The 25,578-nt window shown below is 70.2% G+C and carries 21 protein-coding genes; 9 read left to right on the top strand and 12 right to left on the bottom strand.

Annotated features, from left to right (window positions below; translation table 11 throughout):
* Positions 1 to 62: 62 nt before the first annotated feature.
* Complete coding sequence (locus tag MBA17_RS46670) at positions 63 to 443, top strand: MarR family winged helix-turn-helix transcriptional regulator (RefSeq protein WP_238505350.1); 381 nt, start codon at positions 63 to 65, stop codon at positions 441 to 443.
* 425 nt (positions 444 to 868) lie between these two features.
* Here MBA17_RS46670 and MBA17_RS46665 read toward each other — a convergent pair whose 3' ends face one another.
* The 6 genes from MBA17_RS46665 to MBA17_RS46640 all read right to left on the bottom strand — a co-directional run bounded on the left by MBA17_RS46665 (position 869) and on the right by MBA17_RS46640 (position 7,683).
* On the bottom strand, positions 869 to 2,143 hold the full coding sequence (locus MBA17_RS46665; protein ID WP_238505342.1) for a thymidine phosphorylase: 1,275 nt from the start codon (positions 2,141 to 2,143) through the stop codon (positions 869 to 871).
* Positions 2,144 to 2,536, bottom strand: coding sequence for a cytidine deaminase (locus tag MBA17_RS46660; protein WP_274386991.1), 393 nt, complete (start codon positions 2,534 to 2,536; stop codon positions 2,144 to 2,146).
* Positions 2,533 to 3,816 (bottom strand): ABC transporter permease, encoded by a 1,284-nt coding sequence (locus tag MBA17_RS46655; RefSeq protein ID WP_238505341.1) that lies wholly within the window; start codon positions 3,814 to 3,816, stop codon positions 2,533 to 2,535. The genes MBA17_RS46660 and MBA17_RS46655 overlap by 4 nt, the downstream gene beginning before the upstream one ends.
* Entirely contained in the window at positions 3,813 to 4,955 is a 1,143-nt protein-coding gene (locus tag MBA17_RS46650) for an ABC transporter permease (protein ID WP_238505340.1), read from the bottom strand. Before MBA17_RS46650 ends, MBA17_RS46655 begins: the two co-directional genes overlap by 4 nt.
* Entirely contained in the window at positions 4,952 to 6,502 is a 1,551-nt protein-coding gene (locus MBA17_RS46645; protein ID WP_238505338.1) for an ABC transporter ATP-binding protein, read from the bottom strand. Before MBA17_RS46645 ends, MBA17_RS46650 begins: the two co-directional genes overlap by 4 nt.
* Positions 6,503 to 6,621: 119 nt before the next feature.
* Positions 6,622 to 7,683: a BMP family lipoprotein gene (locus tag MBA17_RS46640; protein WP_238505337.1), complete on the bottom strand. Its 1,062-nt coding sequence runs from the start codon at positions 7,681 to 7,683 to the stop codon at positions 6,622 to 6,624.
* A 387-nt stretch (positions 7,684 to 8,070) separates the two neighbouring features.
* Here MBA17_RS46640 and MBA17_RS46635 point away from each other — a divergent pair, with 387 nt between their 5' ends.
* Complete coding sequence (locus MBA17_RS46635) at positions 8,071 to 9,969, top strand: Xaa-Pro dipeptidyl-peptidase (protein WP_238505335.1); 1,899 nt, start codon at positions 8,071 to 8,073, stop codon at positions 9,967 to 9,969.
* A 2-nt stretch (positions 9,970 to 9,971) separates the two neighbouring features.
* Here MBA17_RS46635 and MBA17_RS46630 read toward each other — a convergent pair whose 3' ends face one another.
* Positions 9,972 to 11,207 carry an amidohydrolase gene (locus MBA17_RS46630; RefSeq protein WP_238505326.1) on the bottom strand — a complete coding sequence of 412 codons (1,236 nt, stop codon included), beginning with the start codon at positions 11,205 to 11,207 and terminating at the stop codon, positions 9,972 to 9,974.
* Positions 11,208 to 11,835: 628 nt separating this feature from the next.
* Here MBA17_RS46630 and MBA17_RS46625 point away from each other — a divergent pair.
* Entirely contained in the window at positions 11,836 to 13,179 is a 1,344-nt protein-coding gene (locus MBA17_RS46625) for a peptide ligase PGM1-related protein (protein WP_238505324.1), read from the top strand.
* Here the strand turns inward: MBA17_RS46625 and MBA17_RS46620 are convergent.
* On the bottom strand, positions 13,160 to 13,360 hold the full coding sequence (locus tag MBA17_RS46620; RefSeq protein ID WP_238505323.1) for an SCO4848 family membrane protein: 201 nt from the start codon (positions 13,358 to 13,360) through the stop codon (positions 13,160 to 13,162). The two genes, MBA17_RS46625 and MBA17_RS46620, sit on opposite strands and share 20 nt — an antisense overlap.
* Positions 13,361 to 13,464: 104 nt before the next feature.
* On the opposite strand from MBA17_RS46620, the gene MBA17_RS46615 reads away from it, so the two are divergent.
* Positions 13,465 to 14,607 (top strand): D-alanyl-D-alanine carboxypeptidase family protein, encoded by a 1,143-nt coding sequence (locus MBA17_RS46615; protein ID WP_238505316.1) that lies wholly within the window; start codon positions 13,465 to 13,467, stop codon positions 14,605 to 14,607.
* 82 nt (positions 14,608 to 14,689) lie between these two features.
* On the opposite strand, the gene MBA17_RS46610 is transcribed toward MBA17_RS46615, so the two are convergent.
* Genes MBA17_RS46610 through MBA17_RS46600 form a run of 3 tightly spaced genes read right to left on the bottom strand, consistent with a single transcriptional unit; the run spans position 14,690 to position 18,070 of the window.
* The gene (locus MBA17_RS46610; RefSeq protein ID WP_238505314.1) at positions 14,690 to 15,616 is read right to left on the bottom strand and encodes a YihY/virulence factor BrkB family protein; all 927 of its coding nucleotides are present in this window, start codon (positions 15,614 to 15,616) and stop codon (positions 14,690 to 14,692) included.
* A 28-nt stretch (positions 15,617 to 15,644) separates the two neighbouring features.
* Positions 15,645 to 16,649: a tryptophan--tRNA ligase gene (gene trpS / locus MBA17_RS46605; protein ID WP_238505312.1), complete on the bottom strand. Its 1,005-nt coding sequence runs from the start codon at positions 16,647 to 16,649 to the stop codon at positions 15,645 to 15,647.
* Positions 16,650 to 16,663: 14 nt separating this feature from the next.
* On the bottom strand, positions 16,664 to 18,070 hold the full coding sequence (locus MBA17_RS46600; protein WP_238505311.1) for a hemolysin family protein: 1,407 nt from the start codon (positions 18,068 to 18,070) through the stop codon (positions 16,664 to 16,666).
* A 148-nt stretch (positions 18,071 to 18,218) separates the two neighbouring features.
* Here MBA17_RS46600 and galE point away from each other — a divergent pair, with 148 nt between their 5' ends.
* From galE to MBA17_RS46575, 5 genes are all read left to right on the top strand, one after another.
* The gene (gene galE, locus MBA17_RS46595; protein WP_238505309.1) at positions 18,219 to 19,181 is read left to right on the top strand and encodes a UDP-glucose 4-epimerase GalE; all 963 of its coding nucleotides are present in this window, start codon (positions 18,219 to 18,221) and stop codon (positions 19,179 to 19,181) included.
* A gap of 197 nt (positions 19,182 to 19,378) precedes the next feature.
* A complete protein-coding gene (locus MBA17_RS46590; protein ID WP_238505307.1) occupies positions 19,379 to 19,756 on the top strand; it encodes a YbaB/EbfC family nucleoid-associated protein in 378 nt (125 codons plus the stop codon).
* Positions 19,753 to 20,064, top strand: a complete 312-nt coding sequence (locus MBA17_RS46585) for a hypothetical protein (protein ID WP_238505305.1) — start codon at positions 19,753 to 19,755, stop codon at positions 20,062 to 20,064. Before MBA17_RS46590 ends, MBA17_RS46585 begins: the two co-directional genes overlap by 4 nt.
* Before the next feature lie 40 nt (positions 20,065 to 20,104).
* Positions 20,105 to 24,019, top strand: coding sequence for a WXG100-like domain-containing protein (locus MBA17_RS46580; protein WP_238505303.1), 3,915 nt, complete (start codon positions 20,105 to 20,107; stop codon positions 24,017 to 24,019).
* A 1-nt stretch (position 24,020) separates the two neighbouring features.
* Positions 24,021 to 24,716: a hypothetical protein gene (locus tag MBA17_RS46575; RefSeq protein WP_238505301.1), complete on the top strand. Its 696-nt coding sequence runs from the start codon at positions 24,021 to 24,023 to the stop codon at positions 24,714 to 24,716.
* Positions 24,717 to 24,729: 13 nt separating this feature from the next.
* Here MBA17_RS46575 and MBA17_RS46570 read toward each other — a convergent pair whose 3' ends face one another.
* Entirely contained in the window at positions 24,730 to 25,515 is a 786-nt protein-coding gene (locus tag MBA17_RS46570; protein ID WP_238505293.1) for a hypothetical protein, read from the bottom strand.
* Between the last annotated feature and the right edge of the window lie 63 nt (positions 25,516 to 25,578).

Here is a 25,578-nt window from a genome sequence, read left to right as displayed (position 1 = left end):
ATCTAATGCGCCAACAATTTATGCCTGTGCATCTAATGTTCATGCATGGTACAATCCGGGCTGTGAGCGAGGACGCGGTGGTCACAGCGTGGCGTCGGCTGCTGGCACAGCACGCCGAGGTCTGGTGTGCGCTCGAACGCGAGCTGAACGACAAGCACGGCCTGGGCCCCAGCGAGTTCGAGGTGCTCGATCGCATGGTCGAGGGCGGCCATCCGAAATACCGCGTCCAGGAACTCGCCGACGCCGTCCACCTGAGCCAGAGCGCCCTGTCGCGGCTGATCACCCGCCTCGACCGGGCCGGCCTGGTCAGCCGGACCGTCTGCGACCAGGACCGCCGGGGCGTCTTCGTCTGCCTCACCGAACAGGGCCGCAGCAAACACGACGCCGCACTCCCCACCCACCGCACCGTCCTCGCCCACCACCTCACCCGCCTCGCCGCGTAGATATTACGGCCCGCCACCGAAACGCCACCCGCCGTCGCCAGTGACGCCCCGCGGGGTCAACGCTACTCAGGCGCGGGTGGCTGAGCGCCGTCACGGCCAGAGGTGACGTGGCTCCTTCGGTTCCGAACGCGGCCGGTGCGATATCCGGGTTCACCGGCTCCGGGAGTCGTGAACGCAACGGTCAGGAGTCGGCCAACACGTCCCGTGCGGCGTCCGCGTCCACCGGCTATCGGGGAGTCGTGAACACAGCGGTCAGAAGTCGGCCAGCACGTCCCGTGCGGCGTCCGTCGGCTCCGGGAATCGTGAACGCAACGGTCAGAAGTCGGCCAACGCGGCCCGTGCGGTGTCCGTCGGCTCCGGGAGTCGTGTTCGCCGAGGTCGGAGCCTCTTGGACCCCGGCGGAGGTTTGCGGACGCCGCGTCGGTCTAGGCGATTCGGTCGATGACCAGGGGAAGCAGGGTGGGGTCGCTCGCCGGGGCGATCTCGTAGCCTCCTGCCAGGGCTGAGAGGGCCCGGTCGAAGCGGGCGGTCTCGTCGGCGTGCAGGGTCAGCAGGGGTGCGCCGGCCCGGACCAGGTCACCGGGCTTGGCGTGCAGGGTGACGCCCGCGCCGAAGGACACCGGGTCCTCCTTGCGCGCCCTGCCCGCGCCCAGCCGCCAGGCGGCCAGGCCCACGGCGTAGGCGTCGAGGCGGGACAGCACGCCGGACGCGGGCGCGGTGACCACCATGGTCTCCGCGGCCCGGGGCAGCAGCGCGTCGGGGTCGCCCTCCTGGGCGATGATCATGCGACGCCAGGCGTCCATGGCGGAGCCGTCCTTCAACGCCACCTCGGGATCCTTGCCGGAGACGCCCGCGGCGGCCAGCATCTCGCGGGCCAGCCGTACGGTCAGTTCCACCACGTCGGCGGGTCCGCCGCCGGCGAGCACCTCGACCGACTCGGCGACCTCCAGGGCGTTGCCCACGGCGCGGCCGAGGGGCCGGTCCATGGCGGTGAGCAGGGCGACGGTGCGCACGCCCGCGTCGGTGCCCAGTTCGACCATGGTCGTGGCCAGTTCGCGGGCCCGCTCGACGGTCTTCATGAACGCGCCGGAGCCGACCTTCACGTCGAGCACCAGCGAGCCGGTGCCCTCGGCGATCTTCTTGGACATGATGGACGAGGCGATCAGCGGGATCGACTCGACGGTGCCGGTGACGTCGCGCAGGGAGTAGAGCTTCCGGTCGGCGGGGGCGAGCCCGCCGCCCGCCGCGCAGACGACGGCGCCCGCCGTACGGAGCACGCCGAGCATCTCCTCCTGGGACAGCGAGGCCCGCCAGCCGGGGATCGACTCCAGCTTGTCGAGCGTGCCCCCGGTGTGCCCCAGGCCGCGACCGGAGAGCTGCGGCACGTACGCGCCGCAGGCGGCCACCAGCGGGGCCAGCGGGAGGGTGATCTTGTCGCCGACGCCGCCGGTGGAGTGCTTGTCGGCCGTCGGCCGGTCGAGCGCCGACCAGTCCATCCGCTCACCCGAGTCGATCATCGCCTGGGTCCAGCCGGCGATCTCACCGCGGTCCATGCCGTTGAGCAGGATGGCCATGGCGAGCGCCGACATCTGCTCCTCGGCGACCTCGCCCCTGGTGTAGGCGCCGACCACCCAGTCGATCTGCTCGCGGGACAGGGTCCCCCGCTCGCGCTTGGTGACGATGACGTCGATGGCGTCCAATCAGGCCCCTCTGGTCAGGTCGTCGGGCCCGAAGGCGTAGGGCAGCAGCTCCCCCAGCCGCTTCGGCCCGTCGACGGTCTCGACGAGCAGCTCGGGCCCGCCGTGCTCGTGCAGCAGCTGGCGGCACCGGCCGCACGGCATGAGCGGCTCCTCGTGCCCGTCCACACAGGTGAAGGCGACCAGCCGGCCGCCGCCCGAGGCGTGCAGCGCGGAGACGAGCCCGCACTCGGCGCACAGCCCCAGGCCGTAGGAGGCGTTCTCGACGTTGCAGCCGGACACGATCCGGCCGTCGTCGACCAGCGCGGCGGCGCCGACCGGGAACTTGGAGTAGGGCGCGTAGGCGTGGTTCATCGCCTCGACCGCTGCGGCCCTGAGCACGTCCCAGGCGATCAATGCTGGTCCCCTCTGCGATACGGCACGCCGTCCGCCTTGGGCATCCGCAGCCGCTGCGAGGCGACCGAGAGCACCAGCAGCGTGAGGACGTGCGGAGTGATGAACACGAACTCGCTGGGCAGCGCCTCGACGGTCAGCCAGAGCCAGAAGAACACGGCCGCACCGAGCGCGGAGAGCCCCACCACGGTGTAGTGACCCGCCCCCTGGTCCCCGAGGGGACCGCGGCGCAGCCGCATGCCCACGTAGAGGATCAGCAGCAGCGCACCGAGCAGGAACAACCCCGTGACGGCCTGCGAGCTGCGTAGTTGCAGACCGTCAGCGTAACCGAACAGGGACGCCCCGGCGGCCAGGCCCCCCGGCCGCCAGTTGCCGAAGATCATCGCGGCCAGGCCGATGAAGCCGCGGCCGCCGGTCTGGCCCTCGACGTACTTGGTCGCGACGAAGACGAGGAACACGCCGCCCAGTCCGGCGAGCGCGCCGGAGATGACCACCGCGATGTACTTGGTGAGGTAGACGTTCACGCCCAGCGACTCGGCGGCCCACGGGTTCTCGCCGCACGAGCGCAGCCGCAGCCCGAAGGCGGTGCGCCAGAGCACGTAGTACGACAGCGGGATCAGCGCGACGGCCACGATGATCAGCACGTTGACCTCGTGGGTGAGGCCGCGCAGGATCCCGGCGACGTCGGAGAGCAGGAACCAGTGGGTGTTCTCCAGTTTGCCCAGCCAGTCGGACCCCGAGGAGAACAACGGCAGGCTCACCTCGGGCGCGGGCGAGGACAGCGTGGGCGAACTGGTGATGCCCGCCCCGGCCTCGTTGGCGGGCGACCCCTCGGCGTACAGCACCTCGGACAGGAACCGGGTGACACCGGGACCGATCAGGTTGATCGCGACACCGCTGATGATGTGGTCGACCCCGAAGGACACCGTGGCGATCGCGTGCACCAGCCCGCCGAGCGCGCCGCCGAGCAGGCCCGCGACCACGGCGGCCGTCGCTCCCCACTGGTAGCCCGCCCAGCCGGCGAACCAGGTGCCGAGCACCATCATGCCTTCGAGGCCGATGTTGACCACCCCGGCCCGCTCCGCCCACAGGCCGCCGAGCCCGGCCAGCCCGATGGGCACGGCGAAGGCGAGCGCGATGGCGAAGGTGCCCGAGGAGGTCAGGTCGGTGCTGCCGGCGAGCACGCGGACCAGCGACAGCAGGACGATCGCCAGCGCGACCCCGATCAGCGCCAGATGGTAGCGGCGGACCCGGCGTGTCCCGACGGCCTCCACGGTGGTCATGCCGTCGCTCCCGTCTTCACCGGTACGGCGAGCCTGGCCGCCGCCCGGCGTTCCTCCCAGCGCAACGCGATTCGCCTGGTGACCTCGTTGGCGATGACGACCATGAGCACGATCGATCCCTGGATGATGGTGACGACGGACGGCGGGATGTCGGCGAACTGGAGCGGCGCGGAGGCCCGGTCGAGGAACCCGAACAACAGCGCGGCCAGCGCGATGCCGACCGGCTGGTTACGGCCGAGCAGCGCGACCGCGATGCCGAGGAAGCCGAGACCGGGTGTGAAGCCCGTGCCGTAGGCGAAGCTGCGGCCGAGGATCTCCGGCATGCTGATCAGGCCGGCGATCGCGCCGGACAGCACCATGGCCGAGATGACCATCGTCTTGGGGTTCACCCCGGAGGCCAGCGCGGCGGTCGCGTTGAGGCCGCTGGCCTTGAGCTCGAACCCGAACCTGGTGAACGAGAGCAGCGCCCAGATCACCACGCCCACCACGACCGCGACGATGATGAAGCCCCACAGGCCCGCGCCGCGCGGGGCGGGCATCCCGAACAGGTCGAACAGGAAGTTGGCGTTGGGCAGCTGGGCCGACTCCGGCAACGGGGTGGTGGAGGTGGTGAGCTGGCCCTCGTCGCGCGGCCCGCTCAGCGGTCCGCGCACCAGGTAGGCGGCCATGCTCAGCGCGATGAAGTTCAGCATGATCGTGGAGATGACCTCGTTCACGCCCCGGTAGACCTTGAGCAGCGCGGGGATGAGCGCGTACAGGCCACCGGCCACCATCGCGACCACGATGATCACCGTCAGGTGGACGGGCGCGGGCAGCGCGAGCTGGCCGCCGACGAAGGCCGCGGTCAGCGCGGCGACGCGGTACTGGCCCTCGACGCCGATGTTGAAGAGGTTCATCCGGAAACCGATGGCCACCGCCAGGCCGGCGATGAACAGCGGGACCGCCCGGTTGAGGATCAGCGCGATGCTGCTGGACACGGCGATGTCGGTGGCGCCGAAGTCGAACATCGCCAGCAGCGCGGTGCCGGGATCGGCGCCGGCCACGATGATCGCGGCGCTGGAGACCACGAAGGCGAGCAGCACCGCGACGACGGCGCCGGCCAGGGTGAGGAGAGTGCGTTGCAGCGCGCCGTCTTTCACGAGACGTCCTCGGTGATGGCTCCGGTCATGTATCCACCAAGCTGCTCAGGCGTCACCTGGCTGGGGTCGAGGCGAGCCACGAAGCGGCCGCGATAGATCACGTAGAGAGTGTCGGACAGGCCGATCAGCTCGTCGAGGTCGGCGGAGATCAGCAGTACGGCCAGCCCGGCGGTTCTGGCGCCGCGCAGATGGTCCCAGATGGCGGCCTGGGCTCCCACGTCCACGCCCCGGGTCGGGTGGGCGGCGATGAGGAACTTCGGGGTGCCGCTCATCTCGCGGCCGACGATCAGCTTCTGCTGGTTGCCGCCCGACAACGCCAGGGCGAGCGTGTCGATGGACGGCGTGCGCACGTCGTACTCGCGGACGATCCGCGCGGTGTCCTTGCGCGCGGCCTTCCTGTTCACCCAGATCCCCTTGCGGGCGGGAGGCACGCCCTGGTGACCGAGCACCCGGTTCTCCCAGATGGACGACTCCAGGAGCAGCCCCTCCCGATGGCGATCCTCGGGGATGTAGCCGATTCCCGCCTGCCGCCGCTGCCGGGTGGACCAGCCGGTGATGTCGGTCTCCTCGAACACCACCTGCCCGCCGCTCAGCCGCGCGAGCCCCATGATGGCCGAGATCAGCTCCGACTGCCCGTTGCCCTCGACCCCGGCGATGCCCACGACCTCGCCCGCGTGCACGGGGAAACTCACCTCGCGCAGCACCGGCCGGCCGGTCTCGCCGAGGACGGACGCCTCACGCACGTCGAGCACCACCCGGTCGGTGACCGTCGACTCACGGGTCTCGGGGGTCGGCAGCTCGCTGCCCACCATCAGCTCGGCGAGCTGGCGCGCCGTCACCTCGGCCGGCAGCACGCGGGCCACGGTGGTGCCGCGCCGGATCACGGTGATCGCGTCGGCGATGCCGAGCACCTCGTCCAGTTTGTGCGAGATGAAGATCACGGTGAAGCCCTGGGCCGTCAGCTCGCGCAGGTTGGCGAACAGCTCCTCGACCTCCTGGGGCACCAGGACCGCCGTCGGCTCGTCGAGGATCAGGACGCGGGCGCCGCGGTAGAGGACCTTGAGGATCTCCACCCGCTGCCGGTCGCCGACGCCCAGGTTCTCGACCAGGCGGTCCGGGTCGACTCGGAGGCCGTGGCTGTCGCCGAGGTCCCTGATCCGGGTGCGCGCCGAGGCGGTGTCCAGCCGACCGGCCCTGGTCGGCTCCGCGCCCAGGACGATGTTCTCCAGCACGGTGAAGTTGTCGGCGAGCATGAAGTGCTGGTGGACCATGCCGATGCCGCGTTTGATGGCGTCGGCGGGGTTGGCGAGGACGACCTGCTCGCCGTTGACGCGGATCTCTCCCTCGTCCGGTTTCTGCATGCCGTACAGGATCTTCATGAGGGTGGACTTGCCCGCGCCGTTCTCGCCGACGATCGCGTGGACGGTGCCCGGTTCGACGGTCAGCCGGATGTCGTGGTTCGCCACGACTCCGGGAAAGCGCTTGGTGATGCCCTCGAGTTCGACGGCGGGTGGCGCCGCCGGAGGGGGGTCCGAGCTCGTCGACAATGCGTGCTCCTGAGGGAGGGTTGTCCATAGAGCGAAGCCCGGGGAGCGGACGCTGGGTCTGCTCCCCGGGCCCTCACGGTCTCGCGCGCGGTCCTACCCTGTTCCGCGCCGAAACGATCTCATGGCTTGTCGGGGACCGTGATCTCGCCGCTGACGATCTTCGCCTTGGCCTCGTCGACCTTGGCCTGCACGTCGGAGATGTGGTCACCGGTGGTGGACAGGCCGACGCCGTCGACCTTGAGGTCGTACGCGACGGTCTGACCGCCCTTGGCACCGTCCTTGAACGCCTTGATGAACTCGTAGACGCCGTTGTCGACCCGCTTGAGCATCGAGGTCATGATGATCTTCTGCTGGTCGGCTTCCTTGATGGTCAGCGCCTGGTCGGAGTCGACGCCGATGGCCCACTTGCCGCCACCGTTCTTGTTGGCCTCGACCGTCGCCTGGAAGACGCCGACGCCGGAGTCACCGGCCGCGTGGTAGACGATGTCCACGCCGTCCTGGAACATCTTCTCGGCCTCGGCCTTGCCCTTCTCGGGCGCCTTGAAGCCGTCGAACTGTCCCTCGGGGGCGAGATACTCGGAAGCGATTTTGATGTCCGGCTTGGTGGCCTTGGCGCCGGCCACGAAACCCGCCTCGAACTTCTCGATCAGCGCGCCCTTCACGCCGCCGACGAAGCCGATGTGCCCGGACTTCGACTTGAGCGCCGCCGCGACGCCCGCGAGGTAGGAGCCCTGGTGCTCGGCGAAGGTCAGGCCGGTGACATTGGGGCCGCTGGAGCCGCTGTCGACGATCGCGAACTGGAGGTCGGGATATTCCGCGGCGACCTTCTTCACGTCGGCCTCGTAGGCGAACCCGATGCCGATGATCGGGTTGTAGCCGGCCTGGGCGAGCTGTTCGAGGAGCGCGCCGCGGTTGGAGCCGTCGCCCGCGGGGCTCAGGTCCTTGATCTCCGCGCCGAGTTCCTTCTGGGCACGTTCGAGACCGGCGTAGGCGGAGTCGTTGAAGGACTTGTCGCCACGGCCTCCGACGTCGAAGGCGAGGCCGACCTTGAGACCCGACTTCGAGGCCTCCGGACTCGCGGCGGTCCCGCTGTCAGTGCCACCACCACACGCGGCGGTGACCATGAGCATGGCACCGGCCAACGTGCTGACAGCCAGCTTGCCGAATTTATTGCGGAGCAAGGTGACTCCTCCCATTTCCCCGCCATCAATCACTGTTCAACCCTCGTCACAAGAGCCGAGAACGCACGACGACCCTGCACGGAAGATAGTTGCTTGACCAGCGCAAACCAAAGGCGCGCACAGCTCCGCAACCGCTCCGTTACCGACCTCAGGCGAGTCTGTGACCAGAGCACAGATTCCGGGGACATTACGGCATCAGCCGACAAACCACCCAACTGTACGGCTGACATCCCGCGACGATCCGGGCAGGGCACAAGAAGGAACAAATCCGGCCCGTGCCCCAGGCGACTACTTTTGTCGAATTTTGGGCTGCTGTCGAGATCTTGCCGAGCACTCGATCGTGAAGGACAGTCATGAGACGTCCCCGGAGCAGCCCTGGAGCAGTTCATGACCACAGCCGTCCGCAGCTGGAAGGCGTTCGCCGTCCCGCTGGTCGCGGTCCTCCTCGCGTTGAGCGCCCAACCGGCCCTGGCCGGCGGGCCGACGATCCCACCCGACGGCGGGCCGGCGATCAGGATCGAGCACGACGCGACCCAGCCGGTGTTCTCCCGAGCCGACGCGATCGTGCAGACCGTCTTCGTGGAGGTGGCCGGCGCCGACAGCGACGCCGACGGCCGCCCCGACAAGGTGGCGGTCGACATCATGCGGCCCAGGGAGACCGACCAGGGCCTCAAGGTCCCGGTCATCATGGAGGCGAGCCCTTACTACGCGGGCGGCAACGACGTGCCCAACCACGACGTCGACATCGACGACGAGCAGCAGTTCAAGACCCGCAGCGGGCAGAACAAGCTCGACGAGCTGCTGGCCGCGGGCGCCACGGCGGCCGGCCCGTTCGACGGCTACTACGACAACTACTTCGTCCCCCGCGGCTACGCGGTCGCGCTGGTGGAGAACCTCGGCAGCGGCCGGGCCACCGGCTGCCCCACGACCGGCGACCGCAACGAGACCCTCGGCCCGAAGGCGGCCATCGACTGGCTCAACGGGCGGGCCAGGGGCTTCGACGTCAACGGCGCCCCGGTGAGCGCCACCTGGTCCACCGGCGACGTCGGCATGATCGGCGTCTCCTACAACGGCACCCTGCCCAACGCCGTCGCCACCACCGGCGTCAAGGGGCTGAAGACCATCGTGCCGATCGCCGCGATCTCCTCCTGGTACGACTACTACCGGGCCAACGGCGGCGTCCTGGCCCCCGGCGGCTACCAGGGCGAGGACGCCGACGTACTGGCCCGCTACGTGCTCACCCGGCAGGACGGCCAGGCGGCCTGCGGCGCGCTGATGGACGAGATCGAGGCCGAACAGGACCGGGTGACCGGCGACTACAGCCGCTTCTGGGACGACCGGAACTACCTCGACGACGTGCGCAAGGTGCGCGCCAGCGTGCTGCTCGTCCACGGGCTCAACGACTGGAACGTCAAGACCAAGCAGGCCGCCCAGTGGTGGGACGCGCTCGGCGATCGCGGGGTGCCGCGCAAGATCTGGCTGCACCAGGGCGCGCACACCAGCCCGTTCAACGTCCGCGCCAAGGAGTGGATCCGCCAGTTGCACGCCTGGTTCGACCACTGGCTGTACGGCCTCGACAACGGGATCATGAACGAGCCGCAGGCCGACGTGGAGCACGCCCCCGGCCAGTGGGAACAGCACGCCTCGTGGCCGCTGCCCGGCACCCGGACCCTGCCGGTACGGCTCGGCCTGGCGGGTTCCTTCACCGACCAGAAGCTGCGCAGGGCGGAGGAACTGGCGGCCGGTCCCGAGACGCCCGATCCGAACCGGCTCGCCCATCTGTCCCCGGTGCTGACGGACGACGTGCGGATCTCCGGCACACCGACGATCAAGGTCCGCGCCTCGCTGGCGGCGGGACGCTCGCCGTACCTCACGGCGCTGCTGGTCGACTACGGGACCGACACCCGGGCGACCGGTGCGCTGCAGAACACCGGGGAGGTCTACTGCTACGGGCAGGGGGTGCCGGGCGACACCGGCTGCACGACCCTGCGCGTCCACACGACCGCCGAGGCGCCGTTCAAGATCGTCACCCGGGGCTGGCTCGACGTGCGCAACCGGCACCGCGACGACCGGTCACAGGCGATCAAACCGGGCAGGATGTACGACTTCGAGTGGGATTTCCAGGCCCAGGACTACACCTTCAAAGCGGGGCACCGGATCGGCGTCGTGCTGCTGTCCACCGATCGCGACTACACCCTGCGCTACCCGGCGGGCACCCAGATCAAGGTGCAGCCGGGTAAGAGCACGCTGAACCTGCCCGTGGCAGGCGGGCGGCCGCTGCTCTGAGGTCAGGCGAGGGCCTCGGCGACCCGGTCGCCGAGGCCGGGCCGGCCGCCCTCCCAGAGGGCGGTCAGCGCGGTGGCCGCCATGAAGCGGACCCCCATGCCGATGCAGGACTCCTCCACGTCGAAGATGCCCTGGTGGATGTCTCTCAGCTCGGTCGAACCCGGCTTGCGGACGCCGAGCCGGGCGAAGGCGCCGGGCGTGGACTCCAGATACCATCCGAAGTCCTCGCCGCCGAGGCTCTGCTCGGTCGGTACGGCGGCGCCCTCGCCGAGGGCCCGCTCGGCCGCCTCCGCGAGCATCTGCACGCTCTCCTCGTCGTTGACGACCGGGGGCACGCCCCTGACGTAGTCCATCTCGGCATCCACGCCGTAGGCGCTCGACACCGACTCCAGCAGCGATTTGAGCAGGTCGGGAGCGCCGTGCCAGGCGGCCTCGTCGAGACAGCGGACGGTGCCCTCGGCGATGCCGTCGTCGGGGATGGCGTTGGCCACGGATCCGGCCTCCACCCGGCCCCAGACCAGGCTCAGCGACGAGCGCGGATCGACCCGGCGCGACAGCGCGGCCGGCAGCTCGGTGACGATCTTGGCGAGGGCGAAGACCAGGTCGGCGGTCAGGTGCGGGCGCGCGGTGTGGCCGCCGGGACCGGCCACCCGGATCTTCACCTTGTCGCAGGCGGAGGTGATCGCGCCGGTGCGCAGGCCGACCCTGCCGACGTCGAGCCGGGGGTCGCAGTGCAGGCCGAAGATGCGGTCGACGCCGGTCAGCCCGCCCGCGGCCATCACCTCCAGCGCGCCGCCGGGCAGCTCCTCGGCGGGCTGGAAGATCATCCGAACCCGTCCGGGCAGCAGACCGGCCTCGGCCTGCCTGGCGAGGAAGAGCGAGGCGCCGAGCAGGATCGAGGTGTGCACGTCGTGGCCGCAGGCGTGGCAGACGCCCGGCACCGTGGAGCGGTAGGGCACGTCCTTCTCGTCCGGCAACGCGAGCGCGTCGATGTCGGCCCGGAGCGCCACCGTGGGGCCGTCGCCGCTGCCCATCTCGCAGATCAGCCCGGTGCCCTTGGGCAGCACGGAGTGGATCACGCCCGCCTCGGTGAGCCGCTCGGAGATCCGCTGGGTCGTGCGGTACTCGGCGAACGCCAGCTCAGGGTGTGTGTGCAGGTCACGCCTGAAGTCGACCAGGCCAGGCTCGACTTCGGAGAGGAACGAGTCGAGTTCCCCCCGCAGATCACGTCCCCGCATCAGCCACCATCCCATCTGACGTCGCGAACCGAGCCACGCCCGCCGCTCGGCCACGACCCTCGATATGTCAAGCGCCGCCGTGGCGTCCGCCGGCTACGGCGCTCCGAACACAAAACAGCCCATAAAGGACGTCGCAAGCTGTCGCGGCGCGCCCCGGCATGGACCGGAAGCCGCCAACGCGGGACTCGCGGCCGGTCGGGCCGCGTCCGCGATGGCGATGCCTTCGACTTTATCTCGCCCCTCTACCCCGGGGAGGACATCTCAGCCAAATGTTTGACATCGGCACTTCTCCCGACGTCCGCCCGCCACGACGGTCCCCGCCACGGGAAACAGGGCCGATGATGACCCGAAGCAACCACTCCGACTTGTCCGAAAATCACCCGTATGAGCCAGGGCCGTATAGTCCGTCCGCGTGTCCGCTGATGACTCGCCAGGCCGTACGGCGATCGCACACGGCCGTTAAACCCTCGTTTCCCTGCCATTTCGCGTGACCGTAGGTGCTAGTCATCGCACCCCGCAGCCTCATGTGGCACAGAGTATTGCGTGCTTTACTCCGCTTGTGATCGCTAATATCCCATTCGCGGAGAAGCACTCGAAACTGAGCATCTTCGAAGCAAGCGAGGGGACCATGGTGATCGTTCCCTCGCTCTCGTTCGAACAGGACGACTTGCGGCTCATCGCGGGGGTCAGATCATACGAGGAACGCCTGCTGTTCCTCCTGCTCACGCTCCGACAACCCGGGCTGAAGGTCGTATATCTATCCACCGACCCCGTGGACGAGTCGATCGTGGACTACTACCTCGGCTTCCTCGACGACCCGGAGGGCGCGCGGACCCGGCTGCACATGATCAGCACCGAGGATCCCTTGTTCCGGCCGCTCACCTGCTCGGTCTTGGCGCGGGCGGACCTGCTCGACCGGCTGCGCGAGATCGTCGGCGACGGGTCGGACGCCTGGTTGATGCCGGCCGTGGTCAGCGAGCACGAGGAGCGGCTGGCGGCGGCGCTGTCGATCCCGTTCTACGGCTCGCCCGCCGCCCTAGCCCGCCTGGGTTCCAAGACCGGCTCGCGAATGGTGGCCGAGGAGGCGGGCGTGCCGCTCGCCCGCGGTTTCGCCGACCTGCGCTCCCTGGCCGCCACCGAACGGGCCGCCCGGACCCTGCGGACCGGCGGCCGCCTGATCGTCAAGCTCAACGACAGCTACGCCGGGCTCGGCAACGCCATCGTGGAGATGTCGAACGGACTGCCGCTCGCCCGATCGCGCACCAGCTTCTCGTACGCCGGGGAGACCTGGACGAGCTTCGCGGAGAAGATCTCCGAGCGCGGCGCGGTGATCGAGGAGTACATCGAGCAACGCCCCCTCCACCACCCGAGCGCGCTGGGCCGGATCAGCCCCGGCGGCCACTACGACGTGATGGCCACCCACGACCAGATCCTCGGCGGCGCCAACGCCGACGCCTACCGGGGCTGCACCTTCCCCGCCCGCCCCGAGTACCGCCGCCAGGTGAGCACGTGCGCCGGGCGGATCAGCCGGGTGCTCGCCGAGCACGGCGTGATCGGCCTGTTCAGCATGGACTTCTTCGTGCTCGGGACCGAGGGCGGGTACGGCACGCTGCTGTGCGAGATCAACCTGCGGACCGGCGGGACCACCCATCCCTTCGGCGCCGCCCTGCTCGCCACGGGCGCGTCGTACGACCCGGCCACCGGCACGCTCGTACACGGCGACCAGCCGAAGTACTACACCGCGACGGACAACTGCGCCTCACCGGCCCTCTACGGCCGCACCCCCGCCCAGGTGGTCCGGCAGGTCGAACGGCTCGGGCTCGGCTTCGACCAGGCCGGCCGTACGGGTAACGTCCTGCACCTGCTCGGCGCCGTCCCCCGGTACGGCAAGCTGGGCCTCACCAGCATCGCGAACTCTCCCGAGGAGGCGGCGGAGCTGCACCGGGCCACCGTCAGCGTGCTCGGCGGCTGAGACCACGCCAGCCGATCACACCGAGCACCACGGCCAGCACGAGGTTCACCGCGATCAGTACGCCGTGCACAATGTAGAAAGCCGTAGGATGCCCGTCGGCCAGGTTGAAGCCAAGGCTGATCCATTCAAAGACCATAAAAGCGGCAAGGGCCAGCAGGAACGCGGCGATCCTTCGTGACATTGGCATAGGCCCAGTATCAAGGCACGCACACCATGCGTAACCACGCGATGCCGCGGGGAAGTGACGGCACATGCAAATAGGCACGAAGCTACCCTGATAAAATCATGCGGACGAAACACTTGGTGCCGGTCGCGGCACTGCTGACAGCGGTGCTGGCCCCGGTGCTTACCACGGTCACGCCCGCTCACCCGGCGACAGCCGGACCCGTGTCCACCGAGATCCCGATCGGCGGCGAGCTGCTCGCCAAGCGCGGCGTCGTGGCGCCGGCGGGCGTGAAGGCGCCGCCGAAGACGGGTGCCAGGGCGTACGTCATCGCCGACGCCGAGACCGGGCAGGTGCTCGCGGCCAAGGACCCGCACGGGCACTACCGGCCGGCGAGCACGCTCAAGGCCCTCACCGCGCTCACGCTGATCCCCAAACTGGACAAGGATCGCAAGATCAGGCCCAGCCGCAACGCCGCCAACCAGGAGGGCAGCGCCGTCGGCATCTCGGTGAAGACGACCTACCGGGTGGAGGACCTCTTCCGGGGACTGATGCTGACGTCGGGCAACGACGCCGCGATGGCCCTGGCCGAGGCCAACGGCAGCCTGGACAAGACCATGAAGGACATGAACGCCCAGGCTCGCAAGCTCCAGGCGCTCGACACGGTCGCCAAGACGCCGAGCGGCCTGGACAAACCAGGGCAGCGGAGTTCGGCCTACGATCTGGCGCTGATCGCCCGGGCCGGCCTCGCCAACCGAGATTTCAGCCGATATGTCAGCACAAAGTCGGCTAAGTTCCCTGCGCCCAAGGGCTACTACCAGATCGGCAACCACAACAAGCTGCTCTTCCGCTACAAGGGCATGATCGGCGTCAAGAACGGCTGGACCACCAAGGCCCAGGGCAGCTTCATCGGCGCCGCACGGCGGGGCGGTCACACCATCATCGTCGCGATCATGCGCCACGAGGGCTTCTTCTGGGACGAGGTGGCCGAACTGCTCGACTGGGGCTTCGCCACCCGCGGCAAGGTCACCCCCGTCGGCCGGCTCGTCGACCCGCTGCCCGAGGCGGTCGCCACCCGGCCGGTCGGCGAGGTCCAGCGCAGCGCCCAGCCCTCGGCGGCACCCAAGGCGGCGGCGCAGGACAAGGGCCTGACCGGCGGCCTGCTCGCGCCCCTGGTGATCGGCGCGGCCCTGCTCGGCGGCCTCGCCTGGCTGGTGTACGGCATGCGGCGCAGGGCGGCCACCGCCCGCGGCAGGTCGCGCTGAGCCGTACGACGCGGGCCGCGCGCAGGGACGCGCGGCCCGGACCTCCGGGACCAGCCCCACACCCGGAGCTGAGCGAAGGTCCTCAGCCCGGGGAGAGGCCGTTCGACGGGTACGGCGTCGGCGTCGGGGGCGGTCCCATCGACGCGGTCGCGGTCCAGGCGGCGGCGTAGAGCGTGATCCGTGCCGACAGGTTGATCCAGATCAGCAGCGCGGCGATGACCGCGAAGGCCCCGTAGACCGGGTTGCTGAGCGTGCCGGACAGCACCAGCGTGGCGAGCTGCTTGAGCAGGCCGAACCCGACGGCTCCGAGCAGCGCGCCCTTGAGCACCACCCGGAACGGCTGGTCCGACCTGCCCAGCCAGCCCAGGATGACGAGGAAGACGAGGACGTCGGCGCCCACGCTCACGGCCAGCCCGGCCAGCCAGACGAGTGCCCTGCCCACCACGGAGCCGCCCGCGCCCAGCCACCCGGCCACGATTCCGGTGGCGCCGGTGGCGAAGCCGCCGACCACCACGGAGACGAGGAGCGTGACGCCGATCAGGACCAGCGCGGCGAGGTCGCGAAGCCTGGCCAGGAAGAAGTTGAGCGGCTGCTCGGTGGTCATCGACATCTCGCGCAGCGCCTCACGCAGGGCGTCGACCGCCCCGAGCCCGGCGTAGAGCAGGCCGAGCAGGCCGATGATCCCCGCGCCGACCCGCGCTCCGGCGATCGTGGACAGGTCGAGCTGACCGGCCAGTCCGGGAAGCTGCTCCTCGATCACCTTCGTCAGGGCCGCGGGATCGACGCTCGCCACATAGCCGAACAGCGCGAACGCCAGCGCGATCAGCGGGAAGAACGACAGGAACGCGAAGTAGGTCACCGCGCCGGCCAGCCGGTCGCCCGACTGCACCTGATACCGGTGCAGGGTCCGGAGCAGGTGGTCGAACCACAACCACCTGAGCCGGACCCGTTGCACCAGGCGACGCCAGCGTTCCCTCAGCTCGGCCACGCGCGCGAGCAGACTTGCCATGCGGGGCCTCTACCCGATCATCCGCAGGTCAGGCTCCGGGCAGGAACCCCACCCGGTCGCGCACCCTGACCATGGTCTCCTCGGCCACGGCGCCCGCCCGCCTGGCGCCGATCGCCAGCAGCCGGTCGAGCTCGGCCTCGTCGGCCAGCAGCTTCTCCGCCCGCTCCCTGAGGGGGGTGAAGGTGTCCACGACGATCTCCGCGACGGCCTTCTTGAAGGTGCCGTAGCCCTCCCCCGCGAACCGGGCCTCCAGCTCGGGGACCGGCGTGCCGCTGAGCGCGGAGTGAATGCGCAGCAGGTTGGTGACGCCCGGCTTGTTCTCGGCGTCGGCGAGCACCTCCGTGCCGGTGTCGGTCACCGCGCGCATGACCTTCTTGCGCAGCGCTCCGGCCGGCTCCAGCACGTCGAGGATGCCCTGCGGGCTGGAGGACGACTTCGACATCTTCGCCGTCGGCTCCTGGAGGTCGGTGATCTTCTCGACCTCCTTCACGATGTAGGGCGCCGGCAGCGTGAAGGTCTCGCCGTACCGGTGGTTGAAGCGCTGCGCCAGGTCGCGGGTGAGCTCCAGGTGCTGCTTCTGGTCGGCGCCCACCGGGACCTGGTCGGTCTGGTAGAGCAGGATGTCGGCGGCCATCAGGATCGGGTAGTTGAACAGCCCGACCCCGGCCGCGTTCTCGCCGAACTTCGCCGACTTGTCCTTGAACTGGGTCATCCGGCCCGCCTCACCCATGCCGGTGAGGCACATCAGCACCCAGGCCAGCTCGCTGTGCTGGCGGACATGGCTCTGCACGAACACCGTGCACCGCTCGGGGTCGAGCCCGGCGGCGAGGAGCTGCGCCGCCGCCACCCGGCTGCGCCGCCGCAGGTCGTCGGGGTTGGGCTGGACAGTGAGGGCGTGCAGGTCGACGACACAGTAGAACGCGTCATGGGTCTCCTGCATGCTGACCCACTGACGGACGGCACCGAGGTAATTGCCCAGGTGGAAAGAGTCCGCCGTGGGCTGGATGCCCGAGAGTACGCGAGGTCTGGCCATAGCCCTTCATTGTGTCAGGAATCCGTGCCGCCCTGCGACTCCACTTGCGGCGCGCCCGACGCCTGCCCTGACGCCTGCCCCGGCCCTTGGCCTGGCGGTTGGCCCGGCGGCTGGCCCGGGGGCTGGCTCTGTGACTGGCTGGGGCGGCGCTGGATGCGCACCCTGGCCACCCGCCGGCCGTCCATCGCGGTCACCGCCAGCTCGAATCCGGGGACGTCCACCTGGTCCCCCACGACCGGCAACCGCCCCAGCGCGGCCATCACGAATCCGCCCAGGGTCTCGTACGGCCCCTCGGGCAGCCGGATGCCCGTCTCGGCCGCCACGTCGTCGAGGTTGGCCAGGCCGTCCATCTCTATCTCGCCGGCGGGCAGCCGTACCGCCTGCTCGTCCTCCACGTCGTACTCGTCGCGGATGTCGCCGATCAGCTCCTCGACCAGGTCCTCCAGCGTGACGATGCCCGCGGTCCCGCCGTACTCGTCGACGACGATCGCGAGGTGGTGTCCCTCGTCGCGCATCTCCGACAGGGTGGGCAGCAGCCGTTTGCTCGCGGGCACCAGCTTGACCGGCCGGATCGGCACCAGCTCGCTGATGGGTTCGACCCGCCCGGTGAGCACCGGATCGAGCAGGTCCCTGACGTGGACGAACCCGAGGATGTTGTCGTAGGAGTCGCGGTAGACGGGGAACCGGCTGTGCGGCATGGTCGCGGCCAGCACCGCCGCCTCCGCCAGCACGGTGTCGGCGGCCATGAACTCCACCTCGGTGCGCGGCAGCATCACCTCGCGGAGCTGCCGCTTGCCCGCGGCGAACACCTCCATGATGAGCTGGCGCTCGTCCGCGGGCAGCTCCTGGTGGCCGACGACCATGTCGCGCAGTTCCTCGGTGCTCATCGCCTCGCGCCCGGTCTCCGGGTTGCCGCCCAGCAGCCGGACCACCAGGTCGGTCGACTTGGACAGCAGCCAGATCAGCGGTCTGGAGAACACGGCGAGCCGGTCGAGAAAGGGCGCGACCAGCAGGGAGAGCCCTTCGGCGCGCTGCAGGGCGAGCCGTTTGGGCGCCAGCTCGCCCAGCACCAGCGAGAGGTAGGAGATGGCCAGCGTGATCAGCACCAGCGCGAGCGGCGCGGCGACTCCGCCGGGGACCCCCCAGCCGACGAGCGCGGGGGCCAGCTCGGTGGCGAGGGTGTCGGCGCCGAACGCCGCCGACAGCATCGTCGCCACGGTCACGCCGATCTGCACGGCCGACAGGAACCGGTTGGGATCGCGGGCCAGCTTCGCCACCCGGGCGCCCCGGCGACCCTGCTTGCCGATCTTCCGGACCTGGCTCTCCCGCAGCGAGACCATGGCGATCTCGGCCGCAGCGAAGAACCCGCCGATGAGGATGAGGAGCAGGACCAGCGAGATGTTGGCCAGAACACTGTTCACACGATTACCCGGTTCCCCACGGGCCGATATGGATGAGTCAGCGTACCCGTCCTCTTTATCCCCAGTAGAGAGCGGATACACGTATGCTGGGCACGCGAGCCGTACAAATTTCAACACTTACCAACAGAAACCTACATAGGAGTGCGTCGTGAAGGTCCTGGTCACCGGCGGAGCCGGTTACATCGGCAGCGTCGTCGCGGCGCAGCTCGTCGAGGCGGGGCACGAGGTCGTGGTGCTCGACGACCTCTCGACCGGGCACGCGGACGCCGTACCGGCCGGGGCCCGGTTCGTCCAGGGGTCCATCACCGGCGCGGGCGACGTGCTGACCGGCGGCGGCTTCGACGGCGTGCTGCACTTCGCGGCCAAGTCGCTCGTCGGGGAGTCGGTCCAGAAACCGGGGCTGTACTGGGCGAACAACCTCGGCGGCACCCTCGCGCTGCTCGACGCCATGCGCGTGGCGGGCGTCCCGCGCATCGTCTTCTCCTCCACCGCCGCCACGTACGGCGAGCCGGAGCGCACGCCCATCCTGGAGACCGACCCGACCCGGCCGACCAACCCCTACGGCGCCTCCAAGCTGGCCGTCGACACCGCGCTGACCGCCTACGCCGGGTTGCACGGCCTGGGCGCGACCAGCCTGCGCTACTTCAACGTCGCCGGCGCCCACACCGCCGCCGACGGCCGCGTCTACCGCGAGCGCCACACGGTCGAGACGCACCTGATCCCGAACGTGCTGGCCGTCGCGCTCGGCCGCCGCGACTCCCTCAGCCTGTTCGGCGACGACTATCCCACCCCCGACGGCACCTGCGTGCGCGACTACATCCACGTGGCCGACCTCGCCCGCGCGCACCTCCTCGCCCTGGCCGCCTGCGCCGAGGGCGAGCACGTCGTCTACAACCTGGGCAGCGGGACCGGCTTCTCCAACCAGGAGGTGGTCTCCGTCTGCCGCGAGATCACCGGTCACGACATCCCCGCGACCGTCGCCCCGCGCCGGCCGGGCGACCCGGCCATCCTGGTGGCCTCCTCGGACAAGATCCAGCGCGACCTCGGCTGGAAGCCCGAGCACCCCACCCTGCGCGAGATCGTCTCGCACGCCTGGTCGAGCCTGACCTGAGCAGGTCCGCCACAGCGGTGCCCGCGATCATGAGGCGGCTCACCAGCATCCGGAGCACGCCGAGACCTGACCGCGCCGGGCGCGCGGGTGCGACCTCCGGATGATCTCTGACGCTTAACCATCAATACACCCATTGGCCACTTTGTTTCCAATAGTCTACATGCGCCACATTTGCGTGCCAAAGGGTGAATTTGCCGATGCCAGACGACTTCGACCTGACGCTCGATGAGTTGACCAAGGAGTACGAGCGGCAATGGCGCCAGGTCAGAGAAGCGTCCGGCAGGCTCAGCGAGATCGAGATCACCGCGCAGTCGGACGACGAGATGGTCACGGTGAAGGTGGGACCACGCGGGCAGGTGCGCAGCATCGAACTGAACCCGAGGATCTATCGTCGGCTGTCGCCGTCCGAACTGTCCCACACGATCATGGCGCAGATCACCAGAGCCGCCGCCATGGCGGCGGAGCGGTACGAGGAGCTGATGGGGCCGCTCACCCCTGACGACGTGCCGTACGCGGAGTTGTTCGGCGAGGGTGCGGACCTCGGCTCCCTGCTGCCCGCGCCGGGTGTGTCATGAGCCCGGACCGGGACGGTTATTCCGTGCGGTGGGCGACCCTGCGACGGGAGAGCGCCGTGTTCAGGGCCGGTCGCGACGAGGCGGCGGCGGCGAAGGCGGCGCTTCTGGAAGCCTTCGACCAGGACAGGGCCACCCTCGGCGGTGACATGTACGGAGTGGAACTGGCCAAGCGCCTTCCCGGAATCGAGCAGGAGATCTTCGAGGCGTTCGACGCCTACCTCGACGAGCTCGACGGCACGGGCGAGAGCCTGCGTGTGAGCGCCGCCAACTACGAGAGTGTCGACCAGCCGACCGGGCGACATTCGTGATCGCTGCCGTTCACCTCAGCACCGAGGGCTGAGCGCGGTCGTGGGTGGATTCGACGGATGTGTGGTGCCGGAGGCGCTGCGGCCGTACGTGGACTGGGTCACCGGGATGGCCTGGCCGGAGGGCGACGAGCAGGGGTGCTTCCGGATGGCCGACGCGTGCGTGATGGCGGCGCACCGGGTGACGGCCGACACCGCCGCGGCGGATCCGGCCACGGCGAGAATGACCGGCAAGGACTGGGACGGCGCGGCCCAGCAGGCCTTCGCCGAACACGTGCGCCGGACGGTGGGCGGACGGCAGGCCGAGCTGGTGAAGCGGCTGATCGACGCGGCGATCGCGTTGAACGGCGTTGGGGTGGCGATCCAGCACGCGAAACGCATGATCACCCTCATCGTGATCTTCCTGCTGCTGACGTTGCCCTTGCTGATCTGGCAGGCGCCGTGGGCGCTCACAACGCTCTTGCAGGTCACGCGGATGAGCGCGCTGCAGATCGCCAGGGCCACCTTGGCGCTGACGGCCTTCTTCGCCGCCTTCGGCGGGGCGCTGGACCTCGGGACGCAGCTCTCCCAGATCAAGGGCGGACGGCGGGACGAGATCGATGGGCATCAGCTGCTGATCAGCCTGCGTGACGGGGCGATCAACGGCCTGCTGACCGGTCTGCTGGGCGCCGGGCTGGGACGGCTGGCGACGCCGGCGTTGCGGGCCGGGGTCGCCCGCGCCGAGGCGACCTTCGGCGAGAGGCTGCTGGCTCACACGATGCGCACGGCGCCAGGCCAGGCGTTGCAGTACGGCGTAGCCGGGTCCGCCACCACCGCGATCAGCCTGACCCTGGACGGCCGGCCGCTGGACTGGGATCTGATCCTCAAGGGTGGCACCTCCGCGCTCCTGGGCGCCGACGGGCAGAACCTGGCCACACCACGCCTGACCGGCCACCACACCGGCCCCGGCACTGTGCCCCCACCCCACATCCCCCCGATCCTCATCCCGGACTCCCCCGATCCTCCGTCCGGGTCCGGCCGGGACACCACGGTCGGCCCTGCCGCCGACGCGACGTCCGAAGCGGCCCGCCACACCGCCTTGAGCGGCGGAGCGGACCGTTCTCCCCATCCCGGTCAAGGCCAGCTGCCCACCGCGACTCGGCCGCTTGCCGTACCCGATGGTGACCTCCCCGGCCACGGGACGGGCCGCGCCGAGCACGGCAGCACGGCCGAAGCGCCGCCGGGGACCAGGGAACAGGGCCGCGCCCCGGCGGCGGAGGGCCCCCGAGGTCCGGTGCCGCACGCGACCGAGCCCGCCGGATCCACCGCGTCCCGCCGCGCACCCGACGACGCCGCCCCACCGGCGACCCGTTCGGGGAGTCCCGCCGGCGAGACGCCGATCAGGCAGGCCGAACAACGACCCGGCACCCACGGCGCACGGCCCGACGATCAGGCCGCGGTCCCGTCCCACCCGGCGACCCCCGGCGCACGCGCACCGGTCGGCGACCCGCAGCCGCCGGCAAGCGCGCTCACCAGAGCCGATCCGGTACCCGCCGACGGCTCGCCGAGGCCCGGCGTATCCCAGGCGCCCGCCTCACCCGTCCCGCACACACCCGTGCCACACAATCCCGTCCCGCACATTCCCGTGCCGCACACTCCCGTGCCGGGCGCCGACCCGGTGGGCGGCACGCCCAACGTGACCCGCGTTCCGTTCGCTTTCGAGGGGTTCTACGCCGATCCTCGATGGGCGGCCGACGCCGGCCGGTTCGAGCAGCGGCTGGGCGCCTACTACTTCAACGACCGGCCGACCGCGGACGCGGCCCGCACAGCGCTGGGAAGGTTGCGGGACGTTCTCATGGCGCTCACACCGAGGAGAGCGGAAGAGAGCCCTGCCGCCTTCGCGCGACGTGTGGAGAACGCCTTCTTCCGGGACGACGCCGTCGACAGCGCCGGGCAGGTAGGCACGCGGGTTTCGGTCGACGAGCTGATCGCGCACGGAAACGTGCGGGAGCTGGTCACGGCCTTCTACAACGCCGCCTACTTCAACAGGGACCATGCGCAGACCCTGGCGAGGATCGTCCTCCATGTCATCGACCACCTTCGATGGGATCAGGCCCGGGCCGCCGGCCTGGACCTCGGCGAGATCAGGCGCGCACAGCTGAGAATGGACGGCAGCATCAACCGCGCGCTGCTGGGGAGACTCGACTCACGGATCATGGGTGAATCGCGGCTCGCCCGGGATCCGCTTGCGACGGGCAATGTCGCGTTGCTGTCCGAACGTGGCCTGCGCGACCTCACCGAAGTGATCCGCAGCCAGATGCACCGGCAGGACCGTACCGCCGTCGAACAGCAGCGGCTCGGGCTCATCACGACTCCGGCTTTCTACGAGGGCCACAACGTGCCGCTCGGCCGGTTCGAGCGGGCGTTCGTCGAGTCGGTCATCGACGGCCCGCTGCGTCCGGACACCCCGCTGCCCTGGCGAGAAGGCGGGACCGCGCACGAGAACGCCTCAAGCCGCTGGGCCAGGCGAGTCTCCGATGACGGCCTCCCCGTGATCGACGGGATCTCGATGACGACCGCCAAGCTGCTGACGGCGGTCAAGTTCCTCGGCCTGGATCGGGCCACGACGGAGCGTTTCCTCGGTGCGTTGATGGGCTGGATGCTGCCGGGCCGGGAGCACTCGCTGTTCGAGATCATCCGGGGTGCGCAGCTCACCGGCCTCGGCGGCCCGCAGGCCCGGCCGGACGCTCGCGTCACCGCGGTGGACCTGCACCGGAACCTGCCCGGCATGGACCTGCGCACGCTGCGTGCCGAGGTCCTGCCCGACGGGTTGTTCCCGCACGAGGCCCGGTACATGCACCATGCCACCGACCCCGACGGATTCGCGGAGACACGACACCGCGAGGTCGGCGAGATCGCCGACCGGCTGGGGACGCAGTTCGGCAGCGGACGCGTCACCGATCCGGTCCTCGCCGACTGGCTGCGCCGTAACGGCATCGACCCACTGGACGCGGCCAAGGTGCGGGAACTGGGCGAACGGCTGTCGCCGGCGCACATGACGGCGCTGACCGTGTACACCCGGCCCAGCCATGACCTGATCAACAACGTGACGCGGACGCGCCTGTGGACCGCCGGCGTGTCCGACGCGGCCATCAGGAAAGTGATGAACCTGAAGGTCGAGAAACGGGTGGCGGACTACCTCCGGAACATCGCCGAAGGCGGTGGCAAGGCACGGTCACTCGCCTTCCCGCTGCGGCCCCTCCTGCATGCCGGGGAAGGCTTTCTGACCCCCAAGTCACCGTTGAGCCCGGCGGCTCGGCAGTGGGTCGACGCCGCCCGTCTGATGGCCGAGGCGAAGAACCGACACGAGGAGCACCGGGCGGCGGGGCGGACGGCGGAGGCACGAGAGGCCCGCGCCCACCTCCGGGAGGCCCACCGGGCGCAGCGTGCCGCGTGGCGCGAGATCCGCGACCAACTCGGCGCCGTGACGCCGCGCCTGTCCGAAGAACTGCGCTGGCACGCCGACATGGCACACGACGCCCTGATGCAGCTTCCTCCCGTCGGCACCCCCGACCACCCCGTGATCGCGTACCGGGGTGACTGGTTGACCCCGGTGCACTCGCCCATCTACGGATCGCCCCTGTACCCGCACGGGACGACACGCGAGTTCCTGAGCCTGAGCCGGAACCTGGAAGTGGCGGGGGAGTACGTGTTGAAGAATCTGGTAGGAGACCGCGGAGTACTGGTCGTCTACCGGCTCACCGGCGGGCAGGGGCGTGACATCTCGGTCTTCTCCACCAATCCAACCCACCAGGAGGTGCTCCTCCCGCCCCATTCACATGCCCGGCGGCTGCGCGATCCCGAGCTGGAGGCGCGAGTCCGCGACTCGCTGGAGAAGGCCGCGGAGGACATGGTCCGGCGAGGGGTACTGGACAGGGCGCCGCGCGGCTACGAGATCGTCATCATGGAGGAGGAGTGACATGACCGCCGAGCGGGCCGAACCCGACGAAGCGGTCAGGCGGCTCTTCGAAGGCATCCACCGGCTGCTCCTGTGCCTGGCGGGCCGGGTCCCCGACGAGTTCCTGACGCACACCCGCTCCATGCTGGCCGAAGGCGACCTGGCCTATCTTCCCGACACGCTGACAGGTGCGGCGGCCGGGCTCGGCGTGTCGTTGACGGCCACCGAGGTCGAACTCCTGCGGGACGCCCTGGTGGCGCTCGGCCCCGGCGGAGAGCCGGCTGCCGTGCGGCGGATCCCGGTCGCCGACGTCACCCCGGTGACCGGTCACCGCTTCGCTCCGGCGTCACCCGAGGTTCCGGCGAGGGCGATCACCCCGGCCAGCACGGAAGGCGGCTTCGCCGGACCGGCCGATCTCACCGACGACCTCGTGATCGACACGCTGACCGAGCACGACGGCGTCGTGGCGATCCGGCGCGCCTGGCGGTTCGGCCCGGGGACGCCGCCACACGACGGGAAGCGGATCTACCTCGCGGAGGTGGAGCCAGGAGTCCCGGCTTGGGATCTGACCCTGGACGTCCAGCACGTGCTGATCCAGCTGGATCAGCACGCTCCACAGGTCGAGGTCTACTGGAGCGGAGACGATCTACCGCCGTACCATCGGACGGCGCACGGCCACGCGGCGCTGCTGTGGCGGCGAGCGGGCACCGGCGAGTGAGGTGCGCCCCCTCTCAGCCCAGCCGCAGCCTGGCCTTGTCGTTGCCCGGACGCCGATCACCGAACTTGGCGGAGTAGACCACCGCGCTGGCGCTCGCCGCCGCCCGCTTCGACCGGAAGAGCAGCTCGAACCTGGCCCTCTCCCCCGGCTGTACGGCAGGCACCCGGCATCCCACGTACCCCTCCGAGTCACCGCAGCGCGCCCCCACGGCCTCCACCAGCCGGGCCTGGCGCGCACGCAGGAACAGCTGGGCGTCCCGCACGGTGTGCGGACCGTGATTCCAGATCACCGCGCCGATCCGGAAGACCTGCCGCCCGCTCCGGGCCATCCGCATCGGCCGCCCGTCCCGGCTGAGCCGCAACGCGAGGTCGGCCCCCTCCCCGACACCCGTCGTCGTCTCCGCGGTGTGCGTCCCCAGCACGGCCTTCGCGCCCAGCGGACCGCGCGCATGCGGGTCGACCAGCCCCACCACGGTCACCGCCCCGGTGCCGCCCGCCCGCACCGGGCCCCGCGGCGGACAGGTCACCTCGTGCCCGCCGCCGGTCCGGCACTCGACGACGTCCACGTTGAGGAGCTTCACCTCCGGCGGCAACACCACCCGCAGCGGCGGCGGCACGGTGTCCCCCGGCCCCGCGTTGCGCATCTCCACCCGGTAGGCGACCGGCCGCCCCGGCTGGGCGACCTTCGGATAGGAGACGATCTGGATCGACAGTCCGTCTCCCGCCCGCGCCTCGGCCACCCCTGACACGCCCCCTGCGGCCAGCACCCCTGCGACAACCCCCGCCGCGAAACCCTTCATGATCCCCCCATGACGCTCGGCGCTCATTCTGGGCCCCACAACCCCGCTGACCTGGCACGACAC

The organism is Dolomitihabitans soli, assembly GCF_022213955.1.
GTDB classification, from domain to species: Bacteria; Actinomycetota; Actinomycetes; order Streptosporangiales; family Streptosporangiaceae; genus Streptosporangium_A; species Streptosporangium_A soli.
The sequence above is the reverse complement of the archived record's forward strand: the minus strand, read 5'-3'. Positions and strand labels throughout refer to the sequence as shown.

What these genes read in the sequence shown, in the direction of transcription:
- MBA17_RS46655 (WP_238505341.1), bottom strand. Translation starts at nt 3,816, where the DNA reads ATGACCACCGTGGAGGCCGTCGGGACACGCCGGGTCCGCCGCTACCAT.
- MBA17_RS46635 (WP_238505335.1), top strand. Translation starts at nt 8,071, where the DNA reads ATGACCACAGCCGTCCGCAGCTGGAAGGCGTTCGCCGTCCCGCTGGTC.
- MBA17_RS46630 (WP_238505326.1), bottom strand. Translation starts at nt 11,207, where the DNA reads ATGCGGGGACGTGATCTGCGGGGGGAACTCGACTCGTTCCTCTCCGAA.
- MBA17_RS46625 (WP_238505324.1), top strand. Translation starts at nt 11,836, where the DNA reads ATGGTGATCGTTCCCTCGCTCTCGTTCGAACAGGACGACTTGCGGCTC.
- MBA17_RS46620 (WP_238505323.1), bottom strand. Translation starts at nt 13,360, where the DNA reads ATGTCACGAAGGATCGCCGCGTTCCTGCTGGCCCTTGCCGCTTTTATG.
- MBA17_RS46615 (WP_238505316.1), top strand. Translation starts at nt 13,465, where the DNA reads ATGCGGACGAAACACTTGGTGCCGGTCGCGGCACTGCTGACAGCGGTG.
- MBA17_RS46610 (WP_238505314.1), bottom strand. Translation starts at nt 15,616, where the DNA reads ATGGCAAGTCTGCTCGCGCGCGTGGCCGAGCTGAGGGAACGCTGGCGT.
- trpS (WP_238505312.1), bottom strand. Translation starts at nt 16,649, where the DNA reads ATGGCCAGACCTCGCGTACTCTCGGGCATCCAGCCCACGGCGGACTCT.
- MBA17_RS46590 (WP_238505307.1), top strand. Translation starts at nt 19,379, where the DNA reads ATGCCAGACGACTTCGACCTGACGCTCGATGAGTTGACCAAGGAGTAC.
- MBA17_RS46585 (WP_238505305.1), top strand. Translation starts at nt 19,753, where the DNA reads ATGAGCCCGGACCGGGACGGTTATTCCGTGCGGTGGGCGACCCTGCGA.
- MBA17_RS46575 (WP_238505301.1), top strand. Translation starts at nt 24,021, where the DNA reads ATGACCGCCGAGCGGGCCGAACCCGACGAAGCGGTCAGGCGGCTCTTC.
- MBA17_RS46570 (WP_238505293.1), bottom strand. Translation starts at nt 25,515, where the DNA reads ATGAAGGGTTTCGCGGCGGGGGTTGTCGCAGGGGTGCTGGCCGCAGGG.